The sequence below is a fragment of the Streptomyces sp. NPDC104814 genome, assembly GCF_055583185.1.
Genome location: NZ_JBVJOL010000004.1, coordinates 342,378 through 365,391 on the forward strand (window position 1 = coordinate 342,378; position 23,014 = coordinate 365,391).

The following is a 23,014-nucleotide window of genomic DNA, read 5'->3' on the forward strand; positions in this document are numbered from 1 at the left end:
TGATCTTGGGTGGGACATCCGATTCCCGCATCCGGTGCGAGGCCAGGCAAGATGGGGGCGTGACCCTCATCGATCAGCTGCCGAAGACCGCCGACCCCGACGCCCTGTACGACGCCTTCGAGTCCTGGGCCCAGGAGCGCGGTCTCACGCTCTATCCGCACCAGGAGGAAGCGCTGATCGAGGCGGTCTCCGGCGCGAACGTGATCGTGTCGACGCCCACCGGCTCCGGCAAGAGCATGATCGCCGCCGGCGCGCACTTCGCGGCGCTGGCCCGCGACGAGGTCACCTTCTACACCGCTCCGATCAAGGCGCTCGTCTCGGAGAAGTTCTTCGAGCTGTGCAAGCTCTTCGGCACCGAGAACGTCGGCATGCTGACCGGCGACGCCTCGGTCAACGCCGACGCCCCCGTCATCTGCTGCACGGCCGAGGTGCTCGCCTCCATCGCGCTGCGCGACGGCAAGGACGCCGACATCGGCCAGGTCGTCATGGACGAGTTCCACTTCTACGCGGAAGGGGACCGCGGCTGGGCCTGGCAGATCCCTCTGCTGGAGCTGCCACAGGCGCAGTTCATCCTGATGTCGGCCACGCTGGGCGATGTGTCCTTCTTCGAGAAGGACCTGACGCGCCGCACCGGCCGCCCCACGGCGGTGGTCCGCTCGGCGACCCGTCCCGTGCCGCTCTCCTACGAGTACTGCTACACCCCGCTGACGGAGACACTGACCGACCTGCTGGAGACCAAGCAGGCGCCGGTGTACATCGTGCACTTCACGCAGGCCCAGGCGGTGGAGCGGGCGCAGGCGCTGATGAGCATCAACATGTGCTCGCGCGAGGAGAAGGACAAGATCGCCGAGCTGATCGGCAACTTCCGCTTCACCACCAAGTTCGGCCGCAACCTCTCGCGCTACGTGCGGCACGGCATCGGCGTGCACCACGCCGGCATGCTGCCCAAGTACCGGCGCCTGGTGGAGAAACTCGCCCAGGCGGGCCTGCTGAAGGTCATCTGCGGCACCGACACCCTCGGCGTCGGCGTCAACGTGCCCATCCGCACGGTGCTGTTCACCGCCCTGACCAAGTACGACGGCAACCGGGTGCGCACACTGCGCGCGCGTGAGTTCCACCAGATCGCCGGCCGGGCGGGACGGGCCGGTTTCGACACGGCGGGCTTCGTCGTCGCCCAGGCGCCGGAACACGTCATCGAGAACGAGAAGGCGCTCGCCAAGGCGGGCGACGACCCGAAGAAGCGCCGCAAGGTCGTCCGCAAGAAGGCGCCCGAGGGCTTCGTCGGCTGGACGGAGAACACCTTCGAGAAGCTCATCGCCTCCGAGCCCGAGCCGCTGACGTCCCGCTTCCGGGTCACGCACACCATGCTGCTGTCGGTGATCGCCCGGCCCGGCAACGCCTTCGAGGCGATGCGCCGGCTGCTGGAGGACAACCACGAGCCCCGCAAGCAGCAGCTGCGGCACATCCGCCGGGCGATCGCGATCTACCGCTCGCTGCTGGACGGCGGCATCGTCGAGAAGCTCGACACGCCGGACGCCGAGGGCAGGATCGTCCGCCTCACCGTGGACCTCCAGCAGGACTTCGCGCTCAACCAGCCGCTGTCCACCTTCGCCCTGGCCGCCTTCGAACTCCTCGACCCGGAGTCGCCGTCGTACGCGCTGGACATGGTGTCGGTCGTGGAGTCCACGCTGGACGATCCCCGCCAGATCCTCGCCGCCCAGCAGAACAAGGTGCGCGGCGAGGCCGTGGCCGCCATGAAGGCGGACGGCGTCGAGTACGAGGAGCGCATGGAGCGCCTCCAGGACATCAGCTACCCCAAGCCGCTGGAGGAGCTGCTCTTCCACGCCTACAACACCTACCGCAAGAGCCACCCCTGGGTCGGCGACCACCCGCTGTCGCCGAAGTCCGTCGTGCGCGACATGTACGAACGGGCGATGTCCTTCACCGAACTGGTCTCCTACTACGAGCTGGCCCGCACCGAGGGCATCGTGCTGCGCTACCTCGCCAGCGCCTACAAGGCTCTCGACCACAACATCCCGGACGACCTGAAGTCCGAGGACCTCGAGGACCTGATCGAGTGGCTCGGCGAGATGGTGCGCCAGGTCGACTCCAGCCTGCTGGACGAGTGGGAGCAGCTCGCCAACCCGGCGGAGATGACCGCCGAGGAGGCCCAGGAGAAGGCCGACGAGGTCAAGCCGGTCACCACCAACGCGCGTGCCTTCCGCGTGCTCGTGCGCAACGCCATGTTCCGCCGGGTCGAGCTGGCGGCCCTGGACCAGGTGGAGGAGCTCGGTGAGATGGACGCCGAGTCCGGCTGGGACGCCGACGCCTGGGGCGAGGCGATGGACAAGTACTGGGACGAGTACGACGACCTCGGCACCGGACCCGACGCCCGCGGACCCAAGCTCCTCGTCATCAAGGAGGAGCCGGAGAACGGGCTGTGGCGCGTCCGGCAGATCTTCGACGACCCGAACGACGACCACGACTGGGGCATCAGCGCGGAGGTCGACCTGACCGCCTCCGACGCCGAGGGCCGTGCCGTCGTCCGCGTGACCGACGTCGGCCAGCTGTGACCACAGGAGACTCCCACTGATGACGAACCCGGCCGAAAGACTGGTCGACCTGCTCGACCTGGAGCAGATCGAGGTCAACATCTTCCGTGGCCGCAGCCCGCAGGAGTCCCTGCAGCGGGTCTTCGGCGGCCAGGTGGCGGGCCAGGCGCTGGTCGCCGCGGGCCGCACCACGGACGGCGACCGGCCCGTGCACTCGCTGCACGCGTACTTCCTGCGCCCGGGCCGGCCGGGCGTGCCGATCGTGTACCAGGTCGAGCGGGTCCGGGACGGGCGGTCCTTCACGACCCGCCGGGTCACCGCCGTGCAGCAGGGCCGCACGATCTTCAATCTCACCGCCTCCTTTCACAAGCCTGAGGAAGGGCCCTTCGAGCACCAGCTGCCGCCCGCCCGTGAGGTGCCCGCTCCCGAGTCCCTGCCGACCGTGGCGCAGGAGATCCGGGACCATCTGGGCGAGCTGCCCGAGCAGTGGGAGCGCTTCGCGCGACGGCAGCCCTTCGACATCCGGTACGTGGACCGCCTGCGCTGGACGGATCAGGAGGTCAAGGACGCCGAGCCGCGCAGTGCGGTGTGGATGCGCGCGGTGGGCCCGCTGGGCGACGACCCGCTGGTGCACACCTGCGCGCTGACCTACGCCAGCGACATGACGCTCCTGGACGCCGTGCGTCTGCCGGTCGAACCGCTGTGGGGAGAGCGGAACTTCGACATGGCCTCACTGGACCACGCGATGTGGTTCCACCGGCCGTTCCGGGCGGACGAGTGGTTCCTGTACGACCAGGAGTCGCCGATCGCGACGGGCGGGCGGGGTCTCGCCCGGGGACGGATCTACGACGTGCGGGGCCGTCTGCTGGTGTCGGTCGTGCAGGAAGGTCTGTTCCGCGCGCTGTGACCTACCGCCCTCTGCGGAGCAGCCGGCCCAGCAGGCCGTGCTCCCGGGGCGGTCGGGGCGCTGGGGCCACCTCGCGGCCGCGCCGCCGCACGCACGGCGACTGTGTCTCCCCCGCCACCACGCGCCGCCGGTCCGCGTTCCGTGACGCCGCGGGCGGTCGGGGCGCGGCACGTGAAGGCGTGTGTCGTGGGGCCGTGGCACGTGGGGCCGCGGTACGTGACACCGCATCTCCCGGCATCGCGGACCTTGGCACCGAGTCCTCGGGCGTCGCCGCCCCCGCTGCCGACTCCCCCGGCAACGCGGCCCGTGGAGCCGAGTCCCCCGGCGTCGCGGCCCGTTGCGCCGGAGCGGGTGGCTCCGGGGCGGGCGGTGCCGTGGTGGGGCGGGGGGCCGGGTGAAGGTCGCGGGCCTCGGCCATCGCCACGGTGAGGTCGTACCGCAGCCAGCCGATCTCGTGGGGATCGTCAGCGGTCATCAGGCGCTCCGCCAGCACCACGGCGGGGGAACCCGGCGCTCCGTGCACGGGCGGCCCCGGGCGGAAGCGGTACAGGTGGGCGCGCTCCTGGGGGTCCGGGACGATCTCCGCGATCTGCACCGGATCGAGCAGGGCGGCCACCGCGCCGGCCCGCTCCCAGGAGCCGTCGCCGGCTTGACGCCGCAGGAAACCCCCGTACCGGCCGCGCCAGTTGCGGGCGCGCAGGTCGACGCCCTCCCTGAGCCGGGCGAGCAGGTCCGGCGGAAGCGTGCGCCCCTCCCACAGGGGGGCGTTCCCCTGCTCCGCGGCGAACTGCCGTACTTCGTCGGCGAGGTAGTGCCAGACGACGGCCCGGTAGCGGTTGAGGTAGAAACGTACGGGCACGAGCAGACCGGCCCGCGCCAGGCGCGTGAACCGGGTGGCCGCGATGCCCATGAGGGCCGCGCCCTCCATGGTGCCCACCGTCCGCACGGCCGCGGTGAGTGCCTCGGGAAAGCCCTCCTGGCCGCGTACCCGCTCGATCTCCTCGGCCGATACCCGTCGGCCTCCGCCTCCTTCGTCGGGCACGGTCCGGATGCGGCCGAGGTGTACCGCCAGGTCGAACTCGCTGCGTTTGAGTCCCAGTTCTCGTGTGGCCCGGCCGATGGTCAGGTTCTGCCGGTCCGCTGTGGTCAGGGTGGTGCCGGTCATGGTCGTCTCCCCCGTGGAGCCGGTGGCTCACGCCCGGTGCGCTCGCCGTGGGAAAAACCGTAGCCGCCGGGACCGACACTCCGCCGAGCCTGTGGACAACTCCCTCGGCCTCAGGCAAACCCGCAGGTCATAGCTCTGTCGCGGGCTTGCGTTCGGGTTGCCTGGCGTCGACGTCGAGATGTTCGCCGACCCGGTTGACGAGCAGGGTCATCTCGTAGGCGATCTGACCGAAGTCGGCCTCGGCGCCGCTGAGGACGCACAGACAACTGCCGCTGCCCGCGGCGGTGACGAACAGCACCGCGTCATCGAACTCGATCATCGTCTGACGTACCCCGCCCGCGCCGAAGTGGCGTCCCGAGCCCTTGGCGAGGCTGTGCAGCGCCGATGAGACGGCGGCCAGATGCTCCGCGTCCTCCCGCCGCAGCCCCGTGCTCGCCCCCGTCACCAGGCCGTCGTTGGACAGCACCAGCGCGTGGCGCACGTCGCCCACCCGCTCGGTCAGGTCGTCCAGCAGCCAGCCCAGTCCCTGGTTCTGCGCCATGTTCACTTCTCCCCGTGTGATGTCTCCCCCTGGCTGGGGGATCTGCCCGCCAGCCTTCCCCAGGACCGGCCGCCCGGCAAGCAGGATGGGGCCATGGCACAGAAGATGACCGACGAGGAGTGGCGGGCGTTCGTCTCCCACGGCACGCGCACCGGAAAACTGTCCACCGTCCGGGCCGACGGCAGCCCGCACGTGACGCCGATCTGGTTCCTGCTGGACGGCGACGAGGTGGTGTTCAACACGCACCGGGAGAGCGTGAAGGGACGCAATCTGGCCAGGGACGGCCGGGTCGCGCTGTGTGTCGACGACGATCGTCCCCCGTACGACTTCGTGGTGCTGCAGGGCCGGGCCCGGCTGTCGGAGGACCTCGCCGAGGTGCGCGCGTGGGCGACCCGGCTCGCGGCCCGGTACATGGGCGAGGACCGTGCCGAGGAGTTCGGGGAGCGCAACGGCGTGCCGGGGGAACTCCTCGTGCGGGTCAGCGTCGACAAGGTGCTGGCGCAGAAGGCCGTGGCGGGGTGAGGAAGGCACAGGAGGCCGTGGCCGGCTGAGCGAGGCACCGGTGCGCGAGGCCGTGGCCGGCTGAGCCGAGCCGCCTCCCAGCGGTGCGGCTCAGCCCACGGAATCGAGCAGCCGGGCGGTGTGCATCCGCCCGGCGTACTCGACCAGCCGGATCAGCACCTCCTTGCCGGAGTCCCGCTCCCGGGCGTCGCAGAGCACCACGGGAACCCCCCGGTCCAGGTCGAGGGCGCGCGAGACGTCGTCGGAGCCGTAGCTGCGCGCGCCGGTGAAGCAGTTGACGGCCACCACGAACGGGATCCCGCGGTGCTCGAAGTAGTCCACGGCCGGGAAGCAGTCCTCGAGTCGCCGGGTGTCCGCGAGGACCACCGCGCCGAGCGCGCCCTGTGACAGTTCGTCCCACAGGAACCAGAACCGGTTCTGGCCCGGGGTACCGAAGAGGTACAGCGACAGTCCCGAGCGGATGGTGATGCGGCCGAAGTCCATCGCGACGGTCGTGGTCACCTTGTGGTCCACTCCGTCGGTGTCGTCGACCGACTGTCCCGCTTCGCTGAGCAGTTCCTCCGTGCGCAGCGGCCTGATCTCGCTGACCGCGCCGACCAGGGTGGTCTTGCCCACGCCGAATCCGCCGGCGACCAGGATCTTCAGCGCCAGAGCGGAATCGTCGGCGAGGTCGGGGTGTTCGGTGACCATCGATCACTTCTCTCGGGAGAACCGGAAACGGTCGGCGTTCGGGGTGGATGGTGCGGGACGGCTACAGCGCGCGCAGCCCTGCGATGACCTCGCGCAGAATCCGTTCGTCGGGCAGCTGCGCGGGCGGCACGGGGCGGTGCACGGTGACGCAGCCGAGTTCCAGCAGGTCGCCGAGGAGCACCCGGACCACGCCGACGGGCAGGTCGGCACCGGCGGCGAGTTCGGCGACGGACTGGGTCTCGACGCGGCACAGGTCGATCAGGGCACGGTGCTCGGGGCCGAGCGGGGCGTCCTCGGCACCCGGGCCCGCGGGGTCCAGGGTGACGAGGGCGATCAGGTCGAAGCGGACCCCGCTGGGGCCGGGCCGGGTGCGGCCGCCGGTCATCGCGTACGGCCGTACGAGGGGTCCGGCCTCGTTGTCGTACCAGTGGCTGCCCGGTTCTTCCGGGGCGCCGTGCCTTTCCTCGCTCATGGGCGGCGGTCGCTTTCCGGTCTCATCTGGCGGCCGGCGGGCGTGCGGCGACGCGCGGCGCCGTGTAGAGGTGCTCGCCGACGCGTTTGACCAGCCGCGCCATCTCGTAGGCGATCAGACCGATGTCGGCGGTCACGGCGGTGAGGACGGCCAAGCAGGAGCCGTCGCCCGCGGCGGCGACGAACAGGAAGCCGTCGTCCATCTCCACCATCGTCTGCCGCACGCCGCCGGCGCCGAAGTGCCGCCCCGCGCCCTTGGCAAGGCTGTGGAAGCCGGACGACACGGCGGCCAGGTGCTCGGCGTCCTCCCGGCAGAGGCCACTGGAGGCGCCGACGGCCAGACCGTCGTTGGACAGCACCACGGCGTGCCGTACGTCGCCGGCGCGCATCACGAGGTCGTCCAGCAGCCAGTCGAGTTCGCCGGAGTGCCGGCCGCTCGCCGTGGTCGGGTCCTGGATCATGCGCGGTCTCCTTCGTTGCTGTCGGTGCCCGGCGTGCGGCCGGCCGGGCGGCCGGATGGTCTTCCACCGCCGCGCGCCCATCCGGCGCGGTAGGCGGCCATGCGGTCCCGGACGAGTTCGGGAGTGCGCCGCTCGTCCTGGGGCGGCTCCTCTCCCGGCGGGTCCTGGCGCGGTCGTTCGCGCAGCTGGGGCGCGAGGCTCGCCTGCCGTACCCGGCGCGGGAGGTCGTCGCTCGCGCCGGACTGCTCGGAGGTGTCCCGTGGGCGGTGCAGGCGCAAGGTGGTCACTCCCAGCGGAGGGGTGTCGCCGGCGGTCTCGGTGGCGAGCGGTTCGGGCACGGCGGCGAGCGGTTCGGGCACGGTCAGAGCGGGCCGGCCGGGCGGGGCGACCGCCTCGTGGTGCGCGGGCGGGGCGGTGTCGCTCACGCGCGCGTAGTCACGTGCGGCGGGCTGCTCGGTGTACGTGCCCTGTTCGGGGAAGCGTTCCGCCGTGCCCTCGTGCAGGAGCGGCTTCGGCAGCAGGACCACGGCGGTGGTGCCGCCGTAGGGAGAGGTCCGCAGGTGCACCTTGATGTCGTGCCGGGCGGAGAGGCGGCTGACGACGAACAGGCCGAGCCGGTCGCTGTCGAACAGGTCGAGGGCCTCGGACTGCGCGATGCGCCGGTTGGCGTCGGCGAGCGTCTCCTTGCCCATGCCCAGGCCGCGGTCCTCCACCTCGACGGCGTATCCGTTGCCGACGGGTTCGCCGGTGACCCGCACGCGCGTGTGGGGCGGTGAGAACTGGGTGGCGTTCTCGATGAGTTCGGCGAGCAGGTGGGTGAGGTCGGCGACGGCAGCCCCGGCGACGGACGCCTCGGGGAGGCGGCGTACCTCCACGCGTGCGTAGTCCTCCACTTCGGAGACGGCCGCCCGCACCACGTTGGTCAGCGAGACGGGCATCCGCCAGGCCCGGCCCGGTGCGGCGCCGGAGAGGATGATCAGGCTCTCCGCGTGGCGTCGCATCCGGGTGGTGAGGTGGTCGAGGCGGAACAGGTCGCCCAGTTCGGTGGGGTCATCGGCGCGCCGCTCCATGCTGTCGAGGAGTGCCAGCTGGCGGTGGACCAGGATCTGGCTGCGGCGGGCGAGGTTGACGAAGACGCCCGAGATACCGCTGGCGAGTTCGGCGCGTTCCACGGCGGCCCGCAGGGCGGCGCGGTGCACCGTACCGAGCGCTTCGGCGACCTGCCCGACCTCGTCCTCGGCCGGAGGTCCGGGCGGGGCCTCGGCGCGGACGTCGATCTCCTCGCCGGCCCGCAGCCGGCGCATGGCTTCGGGGAGTTCGCGCCGGGCGATGCGCAACGCGCCGTTGCGGAGGCTGACGAGTTCGACGACGAGCCCGCGGCCGATGCGCACCGAGATGACCAGGGAGGCGATCACGGCGAGCAGCCCCAGCAGCACGGCGGCACCGGCCGGGGTGAGCAGCCCCCGGGTGAACGGGTCGGCCCGGTCGGCGACCTCGCGGCCCGCCCGGACCTCGAGGGCCTGCATGCCGTCCTGCACGCGCGTGTGCGCGCTGTCCCAGGCGGCGGCCGGCGGCAGGCTCGCGGCCCGGGCACCGGGTTTCGCCGTGAGGATCCTCTCCTCGGTGGCGTGAAGGGCGGTGTAGGCGCTTCCTCCGGCGAGGGCGCGCCAGGCGGTGGCCTCGGAGCCGCGCAGGTCGTTCGCCGCGGACTCGGTGAGGGTACGGCGGGTGGCGGCGGCGCCGGTGAAGAGCCGCAGCCGTTCCGCGTCGAGACGGCCCGTGGTCCGCACGCCGGCGAGGACGGCGTCCTCCTGGGCCAGTGCCTCGCCCGCGCGGGCGAACTCGAGCAGCACGCGCGCGTCGGAGCCGAGATCGGCGTCCTGGAAACCGGTGAGGGCGCCGCCGACACCGAAGGCCGTGGTGATGGTGTCGGTGTACCGCTGGAAGGCGTCGGTCCAGCCGGCCCGTCCGTCGAGCACCTCGGTGCGCAGTGAGCGCAGCCCTTCGGCGGCGCGGACGAAGGCGTCGAGGCGGCGGGGGACACCCGCGGGGAGTTCCTGGCCGTCCGCGATGGTGTGGTGGTCGCCGAGCCTGAGCTGCGCCACGGCCAGATCGGTGCGGGCGGCGAGGTCCTTGAGGGCGGCGGCGTCACCGGCGGCGGGGTCGGTCGCGTAGCGCACGGCCTCGGTGCGCTCGGCCTGCAGAGCGGTGACGGCCGCCGTGACGGGCGCGCGGACCTGGGCATCGACGCGTTGCAGCTGGCGGAGCCGGGAGACGTCCTGGGCGGTGCTGACGGTGGCGTAGGCCCACAGGGCGAGCAGGGACACCACCGGCACCATCAGCAGGCAGACGATCTTGGCGCGCACGGTGCGCGGCCGCAGCAGCCGACGCCCGCCCCGCGTGGGTGCCTCCACCGTCGTGGCGGCCGCCGGCGCGTCGGGCGTCGTGGTGCCCGCGGGCGCGGGGCGTTCGTCGGCGGGTGGCCCGGCGTGCGCGCGGCGGCCGCGCGCCCGGGGCGGCGCGTCGGCGCCGGCCGTGAGGGTCCTACGGGATGTACGCATGGCCTCCTCGTTCGGGAGTGGGTCGGGGCTGCGGAGGTGTCTTGTCGGTCGGGCCGGATCAGGTCGCGAGCCCGGCGTGACCGGCGGGACACCTCTAGGGGGCGACGCTCTCGACCGGCCGCTGGGCGGAGGCGGATGCCTCGCGCTCCCCCGCTGTCGGGGACAGCGCGACGAAGGCGGAGGTGATGAAGAGGTAGGACCCGAGGCCGACGGCGAGGGGGAAGATGAACTGCATCGCCGTGGCCCCGGGCAGCGCGGCGTCGGAGGGCGTGACGTGCACGCTGACCGCGAACATCGCGGTGTAGTGCATGCTCGTGACGGCCGCGCCCATGACGAGGGAGGCGACGGAGACCGCGAGGGGTGACTTGATGTTGAGCCCCGCCCACAGGGCCGCGGTCGCCGCGACGACGGCGATCAGTACGGACAGGGCGACGCGCAGCGGGTCGTAGTGCACCTCGCCGTGCAGCCGGACGGCGGCCATGCCCAGGTAGTGCATGCTCGCGACGCCGAGTCCGGTGGTGAGCCCGCCGAGCAGCAGGGCGCGGGTGCGGTCGCGGCTGTAGCCGACGGCGAACACGCCGCCGCACACGACGAGCATGGCGACGAGCAGGCTGAGCACGGTCAGCGGCACGTCGTAGCGGATGTCGGTGCCGCTGACGGCGAAGCCCAGCATGGCCACGAAGTGCATGGTCCAGATGCCGGTGCCGATGGCCGAGGCGGCGGTGACGAGCCAGTTGCGCCGGGCGCGCCCGGTGGCGCCGAGCGCGCGGACGGTGCAGCGCAGCCCCAGGGCCGCGCCCAGGCAGGCCATGACGTACGACAGCACGGGGGTAAGCCAGCCGAAGGCGGCGTGGTCCAGGTGTCCCATGGCCCCGGGACGCTAGGGGGACACGGGCGCACAAAGGGGGCGCATTTCGAAAGCTGCTGGAATATGACGCAGAAGAGTGCCGGAACGATCGCATCAGGCTCGAACATGCGCACAGCTGCGTCATCCGTGTCGGTGAGGGCGATGAGGAATCATGCGGTGCATGAGCGATGACCACACGCGTGTTCAGGAGTTCTTCACCGCACGGGCGGCCGACTGGGACAGCCGTTTCCCCGACGACGGTCCGGCGTACGCCGCAGCGGTCGCCGATCTCGGGCTGCGGCCGGGTGACCGGGTGCTGGACGCGGGGTGCGGCACCGGGCGTGCGCTGGCCCCGCTGCGGGCCGCCGTGGGCCCCACGGGCGTCGTCGTCGGCGCCGATCTCACGCCGGCCATGCTGCGGGCCGCGGCGCAGGCGGGGCGGGACCGGGACGGACTGCTGGTGCTCGCCGACGTGTCCGCGCTGCCGCTGCGCTCGGCGTCGCTCGACGCGGTGTTCGCCGCGGGACTCATCGCCCACCTGCCGCGACCGGCCGACAATCTGCGGGAGCTGGCCCGCGTGGTGCGGCCCGGCGGGGTGCTGGCGTTGTTCCATCCCATCGGCCGGGCGGCGCTGGCGGCCCGGCACGGGCGGCAGATCACCCCGGACGACCTGCGCGCCGAGCCCAACCTGCGTGCGCTCCTGGCTGGTTCGGGCTGGCGGATGACGTCCTACGTCGACCGGGACGACCGTTTCCTCGCCGTGGCGGTCAAGGAGGGCTGAGCGGTCACAGCCGCCCGGCGACCGCGGCGGCGAAGGCGTCGGGATTGTCGAACATGACGTTGTGGCCGGCGCCGGGCACGGTCACCACGCGGACGCCCGCGGCCTCCAGCCCGGCGGCGTCCGCCAGCTCTCCGCTGCACTCGCCCTGGAGGTAGACCCGCTCCATCGGCAGCTTCTCCAGGAGCGTACGCATCACCGGGTCGGAGCCCCGTCGCAGGCCGACGGCGCTGCGGTGCAGCGCACGCGGATCGGCCAGCCGCATCGTCGCGGCCCACACGGGCCCCACCCGCTCCAGCACGCGCGCGTGGCCGCCTTCGGCGAACGCGTCCTCCTCGTAAGAGGCGATGCCGCTGCTGCCCGCGGTGGACGGCGGGTCGCGGTCGAGGTTGGCCTCGGTGAGGACCAGCCGGGAGACCAGATCCGGGCGGCGGTGGGCGAGCACCAGGGCGACCGAGCCACCCATGCTGTGCCCGATCAGCTCCGCGCCGGTGACGTCCGCCGCGTCCAGGGCGGCGGCGAGCGCGCTCGCGTGCTCTTCGAGGGTGTACCCGAAGTGCTCAGGCCGATCACTGATGCCGTGCCCGGGCAGGTCGACGAACAGGCTGCGGCGCCCCGCCAGTTCGGGCCGGGCCGCGATGTGCGCGTGATAGACGGACGACGCCGCACCCAGCCCGTGCACATACACACGCGCCGGCTCCGCACCCGGTGTCTCCGTCCAGCGGATGCAACTGCCCCTGCCGTCGAACTCGGCCTGCTTCATCAAGTCCTCCCTCGTTCACCGGTGCTCGGCACGTCTGCGAGAATACATCGCAGCCGAGGTATAGAGAAGAGGAGGTATGAAGAGAGCGAGGTATGAAGAGGGCGAGGTACCGCGGGCATGGGAGAGAATGCGGGCATGCTGGAGCTCGCCATCCTCGGTTTCCTCTACGACGCCCCGCTGCACGGCTATGAACTGCGCAAACGCATCACAGCGCTGACCGGGCACGTCCGTCCCGTGGCCGAGGGCACCCTGTATCCGGCGATCAAGCGCCTGGAGAGGGCGGGACTGCTGGCGCGCACCACGCAACCGGGGTCGGTCGCCGCGCCCCGCCACGTGCTGACCCTGACGGAAGAGGGCAGGCGGGAACTGCGCCACCGCCTGGCCGAGCCGGGGCCGCAGGACATCACCGACGAGAACCGCTGGTTCACGGTGCTCGCCTTCCTGCGGCACCTCGACGACCCCACCGCCCAGGCGGCGGTGCTGCGCCGCAGACTGACATTCCTTCAGCAGCCGGCGAGCTTCTTCTACGACGGTGACCGGCCGGTCAGCGCCGAGGAACTGCCGGACGCGTTCCGGCGGGGTGTGCTCACCATCGCGCGCGCCACCTCGGAGGCCGAACTCACCTGGCTGCGCAAGACGCTGGCGTCACTGGAAGGCTGAACCACCCGTCACTGGAGGGCTGAGCCGCCCGTCACTGGGTGGCTGAGCCGCCCGTGCTCCGTACCGGGCAGCCGCGCAGACCGGGAACCGGCTGGGTGCCCAGATCGTTCAACCGGTAGCCGTCGGGGTAGCTCTTGATCTCCCAGTTCTGGCGCGCGAAGTGCGGGGCGCGTCGCGGCGGCAGCAGTCGGACCAGGCGTCCCCGGGTCCGCACCGCGCGGCGCACCAGCGTCTGGGCGGCGGGGCCGGGCGGCGTGTAGCGGAAGGCGTGCAGCAGGGGCTCGTCGAGCAGGGCGAGCGTGGCGGTGCGCAGGAGGGGGGCCAGCGGACGTGGATACCAGGAGGCCATCAGGTCGAGCGTGGCGTCGGACACCCGGCGCGCGGCCTCGTCCCAGCCGAAGTGGGCCTCTTCGTAGGCGTCGAGGCAGGCTTCGAACTCCTCGAAGTCGGCGGGGATGTCCTTGATGCCCATGTGCCGGCCGAGCGTGCGGAAGTGTTCGCTGAAGGCGACGGTCTCGTGCCTGGACAGCTTGCGCCAGCCGTAGGCGTCGATCCAGCGGCGGGGCATCACGACGAAGGTGCACAACACATAGCGCATGTCGTCGTTGCTGATGTCGTAGCTGCGGTGCATCTGGTTGATGCGGCGGATCGCCGTGCGGCCCGGCGTGCTCCCGAAGCCGTGCTCGACGATCGCGTCGAGCAGGAGTGAGGTGTCGTCGTAGCGCTTTTGCGTGCGGTCCGTCAGTTCGGCCGTTTCCGCGAGGAGCCGCCCGATGCTCGGCACCGCGTAGGTGCGGTAGAGGGCCAGCTCCAAGGAGCGGGTGTAGTCCCAGGGGAACTCGTAGGCCGCCACCAGGCGGAGGATCTCCGTCGCGTCCCGGTACGGGTCCATGCGCCGGATCTGCCGAAGTCGTTCGTACCGCTTCACCGCACCGTTCCCCTTCTGCCGCAGAGGCTCCAACTCTACGTTCAACAGCAGGAGATGAAGGGCATCAGTGGAACGGCCGGTCGGTCGGGAAGCCCTCCCAGGGAAGGACGGTCACCATGTTCGGCAGGGTGCGCAAGGCCAGTGCCACACTCCTCGGTTCGGTGCGGACGCGGACGCACACCGGGCGCGATACCCGCCCGCACAACCTGTTCGAGGCGGCCGCGGTGTACGTCTCGGCCAGGGCGGAGGACGATCAGGAGCGGGTGGACGAGGCGGCCGGCTGGGTCTCGCCGGAAGCGCTGTCGTTCGGGGTGAGCGAGCTGGCGTACCGCGCGGTCGTCACGCTGGCCCGGGAGCGCGGCGAGTCGCCGCGGGAGGTGGCGCGGGCGCTGCTGGGGCTGCCGGCGTCCTGACGGGCCCCCGGACGCTCGTCCAAGGCGGCCGATTCGCCCCCCTCCAGGCGGAAAACTGCAGCTCCGGGCGGTGTGCGGAGTGGTGACAAGCGCCTTCGGGGCGCACTAGGGTGCGCGCCGTTGGACGAAACCGATGGGGAGGCTGTGATGGCCGGGACGGACGAGGACGCCGTCGCCGCCGCGGACGATGCGCTCTATGTGCTCACGGCGGTGCTGCTGACGCCGGCGCAGTTCCCGAGTGTGCTCGGCGACGACTATCCGGAGGCCTGCGCCGCGCTCGGCCTCGCGCCCCTCGCCGACGGCTACGGCCTGGTGCTCGGCCAGGACGGCGCGGGTGCGCGCTGGACCGTCGTGACGGACGACGTGTCGCTGGTCGCCGTCGCCATCGCCTCGTGGGACTGCGGCATGGAGTACGACCTGTCGCCGGACGAGCGGTCGGTCGTCACCGCGCTCCCCGGCTGGCCGCTGTACGTCGCCGTCACCGCGCCCGGCCTCCCCGAGCCGCACGATCCCGAGCACGAGGAGGGCGACGGGCCGGTGCTCGCGCCGCCGGACACGTCGATCTGGGGTCCGGCGCAGCGCCGGCTCGGTGCGGACGAGGTCGCCCTGCAGTGGTCGGCCTGGCGGGACCGGGTCGACGACGGCAGCTTCGCACGGCCCGAGGACGACCGGGTCGAGGACGGCGGCGAGGACAGCGCGGCGCCGGACAGCGCGGACGAGCAGGCTCCGACGGACACGGGCTCGGTCGCTGCCGAAGGCGATGGAGAAGGCCGGCCGGACACGCGGCCCGCCAAGGAGGTGCCCGGGGAGCGGTCCTCGCCGAGTGATGTCCGCCGTGTGCTGGACGAGGTCCGGGCCTACGTGGACACGCCGCCGCCGTTGGGCAGGGTGCGGTCGTCCTTCGCCCCGGGTGACGCGCGGACCCTGCGCGCCGACGGGCCGGGATGGTCGATGGTGGCCCGGACGGACGACATCGCGTTCGTGCTGTTCGACGAACGGCCGGGCGAGGTCGTACCGGTGGGCCGCGGGCCGGAACTGCCGGGTCTGCTGGAGGCCCTCGACAAGGTGGCCGTGCGTCCTTCCTGACAGCCTTCGCGCGGCAGGGCGACACCGCCCGCAGCCCAAGCATGGTGGGCCGCACCATGATGCGGAGGCTTTCCCTGGGGTGCCGCACCATGGCCTGTGGCCTACGGCGCCACGACGATGGGGCAGCCGCGGGCCGGCTCGACAGCCACTCCCGCCCGCCGTGTCCCCGCTGTCCCGCTGCCCCGGAGGCCGTGATGCGTCTGTCCCGAGGAATCCCACTCGCCGCCGCCCTGCTGGCGGCCACCGTCACCGGCCCCGTGCCCGCCGCCCACGCCCGGACGCCCGGGCACTGCGGAGGCCTGGAGACGGTCCGGGTGCCGGGCGCCGAACTCCAGCGCAGCGCCTGTCTGCCCGATCTCACCACCACGGGGCTGGCCGGTACGCCCTACACCGACACCGCCGATCAGGCCGGGCTCACGGCCGCGGCCACCCGGACGCCGTCCGGGGTGCCGGGGGCTCAGATCGACGGCTATTTCCCGGACTCCTCCCACTTCAACACCACGCACGGCTGGCGCCACGACGCGCAGTTCGTGATCCGGCTGCCCGACCACTGGAACGGCGGTCTCGTGGTCACGGGCGCCCCGGGCACCCGCAAGCAGTACGCGACCGACAAGGCGATCTCCGATCAGGTCCTCGCTCTCGGCTACGCCTACGCCGCCACCGACAAGGGCAACAACGGCGCCGACTTCTACCGTGACGGCACCCGGCCCGGCGACGCCGTCGCCGAGTGGAACACGCGCACCACGCAGCTCACCCGCGCCGCCCGCCGGGTGGTCGCGCAGCGGTACGGCCACGCGCCCCGGCGCACCTACGTCACGGGCATCTCCAACGGCGGCTATCTGACCCGCTGGCAGCTCGAGAACCATCCCGAGCTGTACGACGGCGGCGTGGACTGGGAGGGCGCACTGTGGACCACCCGCGGCCCCAGTCTCCTCACCTCCCTGCCGGCGGCCGTGGCGCGGACGCTCGGCCGGGCACGGGACGAGGATCTGTACGCGGCGGGCTTCGCGCGGGGCTCGGAGTTCCTGTGGCCGTACCACGAGAAGGCGTACTGGGGTGTCACGCAGAAGATCTACCGGGCGGAGTTCGACCCCGCCTATGACCCCGGTTGCCCCGGTCCCTCGGCCGGGACCACCGCGGAGCAGATCCTCGCCCCGTGCGCCTCGGACGCCACGTACGACTACGCCTCGCGTCCCGCCGCCGTGCATCGCGCGGTGGCCCGCGTGGCGCTGACCGGCAGGATCGGCAGGCCGCTGATCACGCTGCACGGCGACCTGGACGCGCTGCTGCCCAAGGCGGCCGACTCGGACGTCTACGCACGGATGGTCGACGGGAGCGGACACGGCGCGCTGCACCGGTACTACACGATCGCGGGCGGTACGCACGTCGACGGGCTCTACGACAGCTATCCGGACCGTCTGCGGCCGATCCTGCCCTGCTACCGGTCGGCCTTCGACGCGCTCGTCTCCTGGGTGGAGCGGGGGGCCGCACCCCCCGCCGACCACACGGTGGCGCGGCCCGCGAGCGGTGGCGTGGTCGACGCGTGTGCGCTGGGCGGTGCGGACACCGCGGCCCGATAGAGCCTCAGCGGCCCAGCTCCTTGCGCGTGACCCGGCGCAGCCTGCGCCGCTGGGAGGGGTCCAGGGTCAGATAGGCGGCGGTCGGGACGCCGAGGACTATCAGCAGCGCTGCCCACCAGGGCAGCCAGATCAGCAAAAGAATCCCGACCGCCACACCCCCTGCGGCGATCTTCGCGTTCTTCGACATGTGCGTCGCCTCCTTCGCGGCCGCTGCCGCTGTCTGTGGTGGAAACGGCCCCGCGTCTCCCGCAGTTCCGGCCGCCGACCCTGACAAAGCCCTGAGGCCCATCCCCTACGGGTCGGGTCCGACCACCGCACTCATGGTGACCCAGGTCATACCCGGGAGGCATCGGTGGAGCACGACGTTGCTGTACCCTCGGCGACTCCGTCTCAGTAGTCAAATTTGAGGAGTACGCTTCCGTCGTGCCGCTTCTTCCCTCGGCCGCCCCGCCGGCGCCCTCACCCGACCCGTTCGAACCGGCCCGGTGCAGCGCCCTGTTCGTGCCCGGCGATCCGCCTCGAACCGGTGCCGTCGCCTTCTGGCGGCCGGACGGTGCAGCGCTCCCCGCCTCGCCGTCGGGCTCGGTCACGGACCTGACCGTCGCACTGCCCGGCGGAGACGGAGTGGAACCGGTGACCGTGCCCGCGCTGCTGCTGCCGGTGCGCGCCGCGCTGCCTGTCCTCGCCCACGCGCGTGCCGTCGGGGACGGACATCGCACGGCTGCCTTCTGGGGTTCGGCCGCCGTTCTGGCCCTGCACTTCGCAGCGCGCGGACTGTTGCTGCCGGGCCTGTCCGCCACCGACCACGACGCCTGGCGCTCGGGTCCGCACACCGCCCAGGACCTCGAGGACATCCGCCGGCTCGCCGCCTCGATGCCCCCGGAGGCCCACGCCGTCCCTCTCGGCTCCGCTCGGCCGCTGCGACTGCACAACCCCGAAGCGCTCCTGCGGGACTTCCTCGACGCGGTCGCCGACACGCTGCCCCGCTCGCCGGCCGCCGCCGCGGTGACCGACGGGCCGGCCTACGCCGTGCACGAGCCGCAGCACCTGCCCGAACTGCGCACCTGGGCTGCCGACATCGCCGCCGGTCACGACGCGGGACTACGGCTGTCCCTGCGCGTCGAGGTGCCGGGGCTCACCGAAGCGACGACCGGATCGACACAGGACACCCCCGAGGCAGCGCGCCCGGCCGCGCCGGGGCAGGCCGAGGCGGGCCAGGACGACGGAGCCCGTGACCGCGCGGCACAGGGCGACCCGTCCCAGGACGGGAAGGGGCTGCGCTTCCGGGCCGTGCCGCAGCTGCACAGCGTGCGCGATCCCGCGCGCGTGGTCGACGCCGCCGACCTGTGGGCGGCTCCGGAGGCCGCCTGCGAGGCGTTCGGCCCACGCGCCCGCATGGACGCCCTGGTCGCGCTGCGCCGCGCGACTCGGGCCTGGCCACCGCTCGCTCCACTGCTGTCGACGGCCGTACCGGATGTGGTGGAGCTGGCCGACGAGGAGGTGACCGACCTGCTCGGCGCGGGTGCGCGTGCCCTCGCCCAGGCCGGGGTGGAGGTGCACTGGCCCCGGTCCCTCGCCCGCACGCTGACCACCCGGGCCGTCGTCGGACCGACCGACGCCCCGGAGGGACCCGGACACAGCTCCACGCGCGTGCCGTCGCTCCTCACCGGCGGCGCGGAGCTGTCGTTCTCCTGGTGGTTCGGTCTGGGCGAACAGCAGCTCACGCGCGACGAGCTGGACCGGCTCGCCGAGGCCGGCCGCCCTCTGGTGCGGCTGCGCGGCCAGTGGGTGCTGATCGACCCTCAGGAGGTGCGGCGGGCCCGCGCGCGGCAAAAGCGCGCCGTCACCCCGATCGACGCGCTCGGGGCCGCCCTGACCGGCGCGACGGAGGTCGACGGCCACCGCGTCGAGGTACGGGCCACCGGCTGGCTCGCCGCTCTGCGCGACCGGCTCACCGATCCGGACGCCGCACAGGACATCGGCCAGCCCGCCGCGCTGACCGCCACGTTGCGCGGCTACCAGCGGCGCGGGCTGACCTGGCTGGCCCGGACCACCGCGCTGGGCCTCGGTTGCTGTCTGGCCGACGACATGGGGCTCGGCAAGACGATCACCCTGATCGCGCTGCACCTGCACCGGCAGACCGACCCGGCGAGCGCCGGCCCCACCCTGGTGGTGTGCCCGACGTCCCTGATGGGCAACTGGCAGCGTGAGATCGAGCGCTTCGCACCGGGCACGGCGGTACGCCGCTTCCACGGTCCGCGACGCGATCTGGAAGCCGTGGGGGACGGCGAGTTCGTGCTCACCACGTACGGCACGCTGCGGCAGGACGCCGGGCGGCTGGCCGAGGTGGCCTGGGGCCTGGTCGTCGCGGACGAGGCCCAGCATGTGAAGAACCCGCACTCCGCCACCGCGCGCGCCCTTCGCACCCTGGGCGGGCACGCACGCGTGGCGCTCACCGGCACCCCCGTGGAGAACAACCTGTCGGAGCTGTGGGCGATCCTCGACTGGACCACCCCCGGTCTGCTCGGCCGCCTCGGCACCTTCCGTACTCGCTACGCGCAGGTCGTCGAAGGCGGTCACGACCCCGCCGCCGCCCAGCGGCTGGCCCGGCTGGTGGGGCCGTTTCTGCTGCGCCGGCGCAAGTCGGACCCGGGGATCGCCCCCGAGCTGCCGCCCAAGACGGAGACCGACCGCGCGGTCGCCCTCACGCCGGAACAGGCGGGCCTGTACGAGGCCGTGGTGCGCGAGACCCTCGCGCGGATCTCCGAGGCCGACGACATGGCCCGCCGGGGGCTCATCGTGAAGCTGATGACGGCGCTCAAGCAGATCTGCAACCACCCGGCGCAGTACCTCAAGGAGCAGGACCCGAGAATCGCCGGGCGGTCGGGAAAGCTGGAACTTCTGGACGAGCTGCTCGACACCATCCTGGCGGAAGGGGCGAGCGTCCTGGTCTTCACGCAGTACGTGGGCATGGCGCGGCTCGTCGAACGCCACCTGGCCGACCGCGGCGTGGCGACGCTGTTCCTGCACGGCGGGACCCCGGTCGCCGAGCGCGAGGCGATGGTGCGGCGCTTCCAGGACGGCGAGGTTCCGGTGTTCCTGCTGTCGTTGAAGGCGGCCGGCACGGGACTGAACCTGACCCGGGCCGAGCATGTCGTGCACGTCGACCGTTGGTGGAACCCGGCGGTCGAGGCGCAGGCCACCGACCGGGCGCACCGCATCGGTCAGACCCGCCCGGTGCAGGTGCACCGGCTGATCGCCGAGGGGACCATCGAGGACCGCATCGCGCAGCTGCTGGACCGCAAGCGGGAGCTGGCCGAGGCGGTCCTCGGCGGCAGCGAGGCGACGGCCCTGACCGAACTGACGGACGCGGAACTGGCCGAACTGGTCGAACTGCGGGAAGGAGAGCGATGAACCGCCGAGCGACCGAGCGCGTCTTCACAGCCCTGCCGCCGGTGCACGGACGGGGGTTCGCCCGGACCTGGTGGGGGCTGGCCTGGCTGAAGGCACTGGAGGACACCGCCCTGGACACCGGGCAGGTGAAGACGGGGCGCAGGCTGGCGCGGGCGGGCGCCGTCGGCGCGGTGTCGGTACGTCCTGGCCGGCTCACCGCCGTCGTACGGGACCGGGACGGTGTCGGCTATCGGGCCGATGTGCTGCTGGCGCAGTTGTCCGAGGACGCGTGGGACCGGCTGCTCGGCATGGCGGTCGAGCGCGCGGGGCACGTGGCGGCGTTACTGGAGCGGGAGATGCCGCCGCATCTAGTCGAGGACGCGGCGCACGCGGGTGTCGATCTGCTGCCGGGGATCGGTGACCTGGAACCGCAGTGCGAGTGCGGAGCCTGGGACCACTGCGGGCACACGGCGGCCCTGTGCCATCAGGTGGCCCGGCTGCTCGACGAGGATCCGTTCGTGCTGCTGCTGATGCGCGGCCGTACCGAAACCGCCGTACTGGAGGCGCTGCAGTCCCGTGACGCGGCCCCCGCGGAGGAGCCGGAGGGTGTGGACGCGGCGGAGGCGTTCGCCGCCGGTGCCGTTCTGCCGCCGTTGCCTGCCCCGCCGGGGCTCCCCGATGAGCCGGGGCAGCCGCTCTCCCTGGCCGGCGAGACACCGGGCCCCGACCCGGCCGCGCTGGAGTTCCTGGCGGCCCGGGCCGCCGACGCCGCCCTTCGGCTGCTGGCACAGGCACTGAGCTCTCCGCCAACGCCTCCGGCGTCCGACCTCACGGCCGCCGAGGACGCCGTACGGCTGGCGGCGGGCGACCCGACGCCGGAGGTGGTCCGGCGCCTGGCGGCGGCCTCGGGCAGGTCACCGCAAGCACTCGACCGCGCCGCGCGGGCATGGCGCCTGGGCGGGCCGGCCGGACTGTCCGCCCTGGAGGAGAAGTGGACGCCCCAGGGCGAGGCACTCGCACGCGCGCGTGCAGCCCTGGACACCTCGTGGGAGGACGACGAGCGGCCCCACTGAAGGCCGAGGGCAACCGCTGGACGGTCGCCGACGCGCAGGTACGCCTGGACCGCGACGGCCGATGGTGGCCGTTCCGGCGGACCCAAGGCCACTGGGTGCCGGCAGGCCCACCCGCCACGGACCCCTCCACAGCCCTCACGGCGGCACAATCGGACGGGACGTAGGCAGACGTCGCCCCCACGGCGGCGCTCCGGTCGCCGACGGCGGCAAGGGGCCGGGGCGGGGGCAACCGCAGCCTCGGGCACCGCACCACCGGCGGTCAGCCGCGCCCCCGCCGCACACCCGTCCCGCCGGTCAGCCGCGTGCCCCCAGCAGGTGGTCCATGGCGAGCTGGTCGAGGTGCTCGAAGGCCATGCCGCGGGCGGCCGCCGCCTCGACGTCGAAGTCCTCGAACGCGGTGCGGTCGGCGAGCAGGGCCGCAAGGCCGTCGCCGGCGGTGGGCTGGGCGAGCTGGTCCAGACGGGCGTCGCGCAGCGCCTGGCGCACCTCCGGGTCGGCGCGGAAGGCGGCGGCGCGCTCCTTGAGGATGAGGTAGTTGCGCATGCAGCCCGCGGCGGAGGCCCACACTCCGTCGAGGTCCTCGGTGCGCGGCGGCTTGAAGTCGAAGTGGCGCGGACCGGCGTAACCGGCGCTCTCCAGCAGGTCGACCAGCCAGAACGCCGCGCGCAGGTCGCCGGCGCCGAAGCGCAGGTCCTGGTCGTACTTGATGCCGGACTGGCCGTTGAGGTCGATATGGAACAGCTTGCCCGCCCACAGCGCCTGCGCGATGCCGTGCGGGAAGTTCAGGCCGGCCATCTGCTCGTGCCCGACCTCGGGGTTCACGCCGTACAGCTCGGGGCGCTCCAGGCGCTCGATGAACGCGAGCGCGTGCCCGACGGTGGGCAGCAGGATGTCGCCGCGGGGCTCGTTGGGCTTGGGCTCGATGGCGAAGCGCAGGTCGTAGCCCTGCTCGGTGACGTACTCGCCGAGGAGGTCGAAGGCCTCCTTCATCCGTTCGAGGGCCACCCGTACGTCCTTGGCCGCGCCGGACTCGGCGCCCTCGCGCCCGCCCCAGGCGACGTAGACCTCGGCGCCCAACTCGACGGCGAGGTCGATGTTGCGGATGGTCTTGCGCAGCGCGTAGCGGCGCACATCGCGGTCGTTGGCGGTGAACGCGCCGTCCTTGAACACCGGGTGGGTGAAGAGGTTCGTGGTCGCCATCGGCACCTTCATGCCGGTCGCGTCCAGCGCCTGCCGGAAGCGCTTGACGACCGCCTCGCGCTCGGTGTCGGTGGAGCCGAAGGGGATCAGGTCGTCGTCGTGGAAGGTCACCCCGTAGGCGCCGAGCTCGGCGAGGCGCTGCACCGTCTCGACCGGGTCCAGGGCGGCACGGGTGGCGTCGCCGAAGGGGTCCCTGCCCTGCCAGCCGACGGTCCACAGACCGAACGTGAACCTGTCCTCGGGGGTGGGCTGGTAGCTCATGCCACGGCTCCTTGCTGTTGCTGTCGTCGCCTGCGTGTCGTTGCGTGCTCTTGTCGCGCGCTGCCGTCGCGCGCTCTCTCGTGCTCGCGACTATTTCGTCATGGCGCTTTACAAATTAGTATGCCCACGCACCAGGGGGAAAAGACAAGGGGCACGCCGTCC

Annotated in this window: 19 protein-coding genes and 2 pseudogenes; 10 read left to right on the top strand and 11 right to left on the bottom strand. The window is 72.6% G+C overall.

Annotated elements, in window-relative coordinates:
• The first annotated feature begins 59 nt into the window (after window positions 1-59).
• The gene (locus ACZ64A_RS17430; RefSeq protein ID WP_469811188.1) at window positions 60-2,573 is read left to right on the top strand and encodes a DEAD/DEAH box helicase; all 2,514 of its coding nucleotides are present in this window, start codon (window positions 60-62) and stop codon (window positions 2,571-2,573) included.
• 19 nt (window positions 2,574-2,592) lie between these two features.
• Window positions 2,593-3,459, top strand: a complete 867-nt coding sequence (locus ACZ64A_RS17435) for an acyl-CoA thioesterase (RefSeq protein ID WP_469811189.1) — start codon at window positions 2,593-2,595, stop codon at window positions 3,457-3,459.
• Window positions 3,460-3,757: 298 nt separating this feature from the next.
• On the opposite strand, the pseudogene ACZ64A_RS17440 reads toward ACZ64A_RS17435, so the two are convergent.
• Together ACZ64A_RS17440 and ACZ64A_RS17445 are read right to left on the bottom strand one after the other, a co-directional pair.
• Window positions 3,758-4,624: pseudogene (locus ACZ64A_RS17440) on the bottom strand (DUF6397 family protein); the annotation flags it as partial.
• Window positions 4,625-4,751: 127 nt separating this feature from the next.
• Window positions 4,752-5,165 (bottom strand): roadblock/LC7 domain-containing protein, encoded by a 414-nt coding sequence (locus ACZ64A_RS17445; protein WP_469811190.1) that lies wholly within the window; start codon window positions 5,163-5,165, stop codon window positions 4,752-4,754.
• Between the two features lie 93 nt (window positions 5,166-5,258).
• Here ACZ64A_RS17445 and ACZ64A_RS17450 point away from each other — a divergent pair, with 93 nt between their 5' ends.
• Window positions 5,259-5,687 (top strand): PPOX class F420-dependent oxidoreductase, encoded by a 429-nt coding sequence (locus tag ACZ64A_RS17450; protein ID WP_469811191.1) that lies wholly within the window; start codon window positions 5,259-5,261, stop codon window positions 5,685-5,687.
• Between the two features lie 90 nt (window positions 5,688-5,777).
• Here ACZ64A_RS17450 and ACZ64A_RS17455 read toward each other — a convergent pair whose 3' ends face one another.
• The 5 genes from ACZ64A_RS17455 to ACZ64A_RS17475 form a co-directional block, all read right to left on the bottom strand.
• Window positions 5,778-6,377: a GTP-binding protein gene (locus ACZ64A_RS17455; RefSeq protein ID WP_469811192.1), complete on the bottom strand. Its 600-nt coding sequence runs from the start codon at window positions 6,375-6,377 to the stop codon at window positions 5,778-5,780.
• Window positions 6,378-6,438: 61 nt separating this feature from the next.
• Complete coding sequence (locus ACZ64A_RS17460; protein ID WP_469811193.1) at window positions 6,439-6,849, bottom strand: DUF742 domain-containing protein; 411 nt, start codon at window positions 6,847-6,849, stop codon at window positions 6,439-6,441.
• Between the two features lie 22 nt (window positions 6,850-6,871).
• Window positions 6,872-7,309, bottom strand: a complete 438-nt coding sequence (locus ACZ64A_RS17465) for a roadblock/LC7 domain-containing protein (RefSeq protein ID WP_469811194.1) — start codon at window positions 7,307-7,309, stop codon at window positions 6,872-6,874.
• Window positions 7,306-9,870, bottom strand: a complete 2,565-nt coding sequence (locus tag ACZ64A_RS17470; RefSeq protein ID WP_469811195.1) for a sensor histidine kinase — start codon at window positions 9,868-9,870, stop codon at window positions 7,306-7,308. The genes ACZ64A_RS17465 and ACZ64A_RS17470 overlap by 4 nt, the downstream gene beginning before the upstream one ends.
• Before the next feature lie 94 nt (window positions 9,871-9,964).
• Window positions 9,965-10,738, bottom strand: coding sequence for an MHYT domain-containing protein (locus ACZ64A_RS17475; RefSeq protein WP_469811197.1), 774 nt, complete (start codon window positions 10,736-10,738; stop codon window positions 9,965-9,967).
• A gap of 160 nt (window positions 10,739-10,898) precedes the next feature.
• Here ACZ64A_RS17475 and ACZ64A_RS17480 point away from each other — a divergent pair, with 160 nt between their 5' ends.
• Window positions 10,899-11,498, top strand: a complete 600-nt coding sequence (locus tag ACZ64A_RS17480) for a class I SAM-dependent methyltransferase (protein ID WP_469811198.1) — start codon at window positions 10,899-10,901, stop codon at window positions 11,496-11,498.
• Between the two features lie 4 nt (window positions 11,499-11,502).
• Here the strand turns inward: ACZ64A_RS17480 and ACZ64A_RS17485 are convergent, their stop codons facing one another.
• Complete coding sequence (locus ACZ64A_RS17485; protein ID WP_469811200.1) at window positions 11,503-12,258, bottom strand: alpha/beta fold hydrolase; 756 nt, start codon at window positions 12,256-12,258, stop codon at window positions 11,503-11,505.
• A gap of 135 nt (window positions 12,259-12,393) precedes the next feature.
• Here ACZ64A_RS17485 and ACZ64A_RS17490 point away from each other — a divergent pair, with 135 nt between their 5' ends.
• Window positions 12,394-12,918 (top strand): PadR family transcriptional regulator, encoded by a 525-nt coding sequence (locus ACZ64A_RS17490; protein ID WP_469811384.1) that lies wholly within the window; start codon window positions 12,394-12,396, stop codon window positions 12,916-12,918.
• Window positions 12,919-12,949: 31 nt separating this feature from the next.
• Here the strand turns inward: ACZ64A_RS17490 and ACZ64A_RS17495 are convergent, their stop codons facing one another.
• A complete protein-coding gene (locus ACZ64A_RS17495) occupies window positions 12,950-13,846 on the bottom strand; it encodes an oxygenase MpaB family protein (protein ID WP_469811201.1) in 897 nt (298 codons plus the stop codon).
• A 116-nt stretch (window positions 13,847-13,962) separates the two neighbouring features.
• Between ACZ64A_RS17495 and ACZ64A_RS17500 the strand changes: the two genes are divergently transcribed.
• The 3 genes from ACZ64A_RS17500 (at window position 13,963) to ACZ64A_RS17510 (ending at window position 16,925) form a co-directional block, all read left to right on the top strand.
• Window positions 13,963-14,259 carry a hypothetical protein gene (locus tag ACZ64A_RS17500; RefSeq protein WP_469811202.1) on the top strand — a complete coding sequence of 99 codons (297 nt, stop codon included), beginning with the start codon at window positions 13,963-13,965 and terminating at the stop codon, window positions 14,257-14,259.
• 147 nt (window positions 14,260-14,406) lie between these two features.
• The gene (locus tag ACZ64A_RS17505) at window positions 14,407-15,345 is read left to right on the top strand and encodes a hypothetical protein (protein WP_469811203.1); all 939 of its coding nucleotides are present in this window, start codon (window positions 14,407-14,409) and stop codon (window positions 15,343-15,345) included.
• A 194-nt stretch (window positions 15,346-15,539) separates the two neighbouring features.
• The gene (locus tag ACZ64A_RS17510; RefSeq protein WP_469811204.1) at window positions 15,540-16,925 is read left to right on the top strand and encodes a tannase/feruloyl esterase family alpha/beta hydrolase; all 1,386 of its coding nucleotides are present in this window, start codon (window positions 15,540-15,542) and stop codon (window positions 16,923-16,925) included.
• Window positions 16,926-16,929: 4 nt separating this feature from the next.
• On the opposite strand, the gene ACZ64A_RS17515 is transcribed toward ACZ64A_RS17510, so the two are convergent.
• Window positions 16,930-17,112: a hypothetical protein gene (locus ACZ64A_RS17515; RefSeq protein ID WP_469811206.1), complete on the bottom strand. Its 183-nt coding sequence runs from the start codon at window positions 17,110-17,112 to the stop codon at window positions 16,930-16,932.
• 236 nt (window positions 17,113-17,348) lie between these two features.
• Here ACZ64A_RS17515 and ACZ64A_RS17520 point away from each other — a divergent pair, with 236 nt between their 5' ends.
• Both ACZ64A_RS17520 and ACZ64A_RS17525 read left to right on the top strand, forming a co-directional pair.
• The gene (locus tag ACZ64A_RS17520; protein ID WP_469811207.1) at window positions 17,349-20,339 is read left to right on the top strand and encodes a DEAD/DEAH box helicase; all 2,991 of its coding nucleotides are present in this window, start codon (window positions 17,349-17,351) and stop codon (window positions 20,337-20,339) included.
• A pseudogene (locus ACZ64A_RS17525) lies at window positions 20,336-21,555 on the top strand (SWIM zinc finger family protein). Before ACZ64A_RS17520 ends, ACZ64A_RS17525 begins: the two are co-directional and overlap by 4 nt.
• Window positions 21,556-21,685: 130 nt before the next feature.
• On the opposite strand, the gene xylA reads toward ACZ64A_RS17525, so the two are convergent.
• Window positions 21,686-22,852, bottom strand: coding sequence for a xylose isomerase (xylA, locus tag ACZ64A_RS17530; RefSeq protein WP_469811208.1), 1,167 nt, complete (start codon window positions 22,850-22,852; stop codon window positions 21,686-21,688).
• Between the last annotated feature and the right edge of the window lie 162 nt (window positions 22,853-23,014).